Origin of the sequence: Streptomyces sp. (assembly GCF_035644915.1) — a bacterium.
GTDB lineage: Bacteria > Actinomycetota > Actinomycetes > Streptomycetales > Streptomycetaceae > Streptomyces.
This window is the reverse complement of record NZ_DASQNP010000209.1, coordinates 1-2,675: the sequence shown is the minus strand read 5'-3', so window position 1 is coordinate 2,675 and position 2,675 is coordinate 1. Positions and strand designations below refer to the sequence as shown.

Sequence of the window (2,675 nt, the reverse complement as noted above, 5' to 3'; positions counted from 1 at the left end):
CCTCCACCGCCTCCGCCGCCTCCGCCGGTTCCCGCCGAGCGGCCCCGTGACGGCATGGGGATCGCCGCCTTCGTCCTCGGGCTGATCGCCCTGGTGACGTTCTGGACGATCCTCCTGGGCGTGGTGCTGGGGGTACTGGCGGTCGTGTTCGGCGCCGTCGGCTACCGCCGGGGCAGGCGGGGCGAGGCGACCAACGGCTGGATGGGCCTCACCGGGGCGATCACGGGCTTCGTCGGGCTGGTGCTCTCCGCCGCCGTCCTCTCCGCGGGGCTGGCCTTCCTCGGCTCCGACGCGGCCGACGACTTCCGCGACTGCGTCCGCGCCGCCGACACCTCCGCCGAATGGGAGCGGTGCGTGGAGGACCTCCGCGACCGGTACGGGTGACGCGGCGCGGCGAGGCCGGCCGGGGCGCCGGGGCGGCTCAGCGCGTCCGCGCCGGGCGGCGGCCCTCCCCCGGCAGCGTCAGCAGGATCAGCAGCAGGCAGCACGCCAGGACCGCCGCGCCGGTGCGGAAGGCCAGGGCGTAGCCCGGCGCGAGGGCGGACGGGGCGTCGCCGGTGATGCGGGAGGCGGCGACGGTGGACAGGACCGCCAGGCCCAGGGAGCCGCCCATGATGCGGGAGGTGTTCACCAGCGCCGAGACCACGCCCGCGTCCCCGGGCGGGGCGCCGGTGGTGGCCAGGGAGGCGAGCGGGGTGGCCAGCAGGCCGGTGCCGAGCATCATCACCGTCCCGGGCGCCATGACGGTGGCCGCGTAGCCGCCGTCCGCGGCCAGGACGGCGCTCTGCCACAGGAAGCCGGACGCCGCCAGCGCCACCCCCGTCAGCGCGGTGTTCCGGGCGCCCAGCCACGGCATCAGCCGGGGCGCGAGCTTGGAGCCGGCGACGACGCTGAGCGACTGCGGAATGAACCCCAGGCCCGCCTGGAGCGGCGTGAAGCGCAGCACGTTCTGCATGTACAGCGACATGAAGTACCAGGACGACACCAGCGCGGCGCCGCAGACGAACATGGCCACGTTGGCGGCCGACACCGAGGGCAGCCGGAACAGGCGCAGCGGCATCAGCGGCGCCCGGGTGCGGGCCTCCACCGCGACGAACACGGCGAGCAGCGCCGCCCCGCCCAGCAGCGGCACCAGGGTGGCCGTCTCGGTCCAGCCGACGGCCTCCGTCTGCACGATGCCGTACGCCACCGCGCCGAGTCCGCCGGTGACCAGCACCGCGCCGGGCACGTCCAGCCGCCTGCCGCCCGCGGCGGTGCGGTCGTCCGCCAGCCGGAGGGCCGCCAGGAGGAGGACGAGCGCGCCGACGGGCACGTTGACCAGCAGCACCCAGCGCCAGGACAGCGCGTCGGTGAGCACCCCGCCGATCAGTCCGCCCGCCGCGCCGCCCCCGGCGCCCACCGCCGTCCAGGTCCCTATGGCCCGGGCGCGGGCCGGTCCCTCGGGGACGGAGGTGGTGAGCAGGGTCAGGGTGGAGGGGGCCAGGACGGCGGCGCCCACGCCCTGGACGGCCCGCGCGGCGAGGAGCTGCCAGGGCTGCTGCGCGAGCCCGCCCGCGAGACTGGCGGCCGTGAACAGGCCGAGTCCGGCCAGGAACACGCGCTTGCGCCCGAAGAGGTCCCCGGTCCGCCCGCCGAGCAGCATGAACCCGGCGAAGGTCAGGGTGTAGGCGTTGACGACCCACTGGAGCCCGGTCGCGTCCATCCCGAGGGCGGTGCGCATGGAGGGCAGGGCGACGTTGACGACGGAGACGTCGAGGACGACGAGGAACTGCCCGGCGCACGCGGCGAGGACGACCAGCCACAGCGAGCCGCCCCGGCGGGCGGCGGCCTCGCCGGAAGCGGCGGAGGTGTCGGGGGTGTCAGAGGTGTCGGCGGCGGTGTCGGCGGGGTCGGCGTCAGCCGGGCGTTCGACCATCCCGCCATGCTAGGCGGGGGCCGGTGCTCCGTCCCCGGCCCCCGGGGGGCGCGCCGGAGCAGCCGGGCGGCTCAGGCTCCCTTGAGCGGGTCGTGTCCCCAGTTCATCAGGGAGTGCCGCCAGGTGGTGTCGGTGACGTCGCCGGAGGGCCGCTGGGCCAGGTGCCGCTTGATGTAGCCGTTGACCTTGCGCATGTGGGCCACGTCGTCCTCGCTCAGATCGGACTTCGGGGTCCGCAGCAGTTGGACGATGCGGCGGCCGGAGGCGTGGCCGGTGCTCTCGCCGCCTCCCTTGTGCTGCCCGGCGGCCCGGGACTCGTCCCGCTCCAGCCAGTCCTGGAGTTGCTTGGGGGTGAGGTTGACCAGGTGGCCGAACTCGGCGATGGTCTCGTCGCGCTCGGTGGCGCGGTCGGTGCGGTGCTCAGTCATCTCCGGACCCCCTCTTGTGGAGGCTTTCGGGCCGGTGGACCGCGGTGCGGCCGGTCCTGTCGCTGCGGACCTGGTACTGCGGGTCGTCGGGGGAGGCGTCCACCGTGCGGCCGGCGACCTCGGTGCGGGAGGTGATCTCCCGCTCGATCCGGCCCGTGGTCTCGCTTCCGTGGCTCCTCCAGGAGACCTGGTCCCCCTTGTGGAACTTCTTGATGCGCCTCGTCATCGTTCTCCTCCCGGGGGAGACGATGTGAATTTTCCCTTTTGTCACATGGTGGGTCCTCCAGCGCCCGAAGCCAAACGACGCCCTCCCACCGGACCCCTGGCGGGGC

General features: G+C 74.8%; 4 protein-coding genes. 1 reads left to right on the top strand and 3 read right to left on the bottom strand.

What is annotated here, in order from left to right; translation table 11 throughout:
* On the top strand, nucleotides 1-384 hold a 384-nt coding region (locus VE546_RS23350; protein WP_324925537.1), incomplete at its 5' end, for a DUF4190 domain-containing protein.
* Between the two features lie 37 nt (nucleotides 385-421).
* Here VE546_RS23350 and VE546_RS23345 read toward each other — a convergent pair.
* From VE546_RS23345 to VE546_RS23335, 3 genes are all read right to left on the bottom strand, one after another.
* Nucleotides 422-1,915 carry an MFS transporter gene (locus tag VE546_RS23345; RefSeq protein ID WP_324925535.1) on the bottom strand — a complete coding sequence of 498 codons (1,494 nt, stop codon included), beginning with the start codon at nucleotides 1,913-1,915 and terminating at the stop codon, nucleotides 422-424.
* Between the two features lie 71 nt (nucleotides 1,916-1,986).
* Nucleotides 1,987-2,343 carry a DUF3140 domain-containing protein gene (locus tag VE546_RS23340; RefSeq protein WP_324925533.1) on the bottom strand — a complete coding sequence of 119 codons (357 nt, stop codon included), beginning with the start codon at nucleotides 2,341-2,343 and terminating at the stop codon, nucleotides 1,987-1,989.
* Complete coding sequence (locus tag VE546_RS23335) at nucleotides 2,336-2,569, bottom strand: DUF2945 domain-containing protein (RefSeq protein ID WP_324925531.1); 234 nt, start codon at nucleotides 2,567-2,569, stop codon at nucleotides 2,336-2,338. The genes VE546_RS23340 and VE546_RS23335 overlap by 8 nt, the downstream gene beginning before the upstream one ends.
* Nucleotides 2,570-2,675 lie beyond the last annotated feature (106 nt).

Excerpts from the sequence above, each read along its gene's own strand:
- VE546_RS23345 (WP_324925535.1), bottom strand. The coding sequence starts at position 1,915 with ATGGTCGAACGCCCGGCTGACGCCGACCCCGCCGACACCGCCGCCGAC.
- VE546_RS23335 (WP_324925531.1), bottom strand. The coding sequence starts at position 2,569 with ATGACGAGGCGCATCAAGAAGTTCCACAAGGGGGACCAGGTCTCCTGG.
- VE546_RS23340 (WP_324925533.1), bottom strand. The coding sequence starts at position 2,343 with ATGACTGAGCACCGCACCGACCGCGCCACCGAGCGCGACGAGACCATC.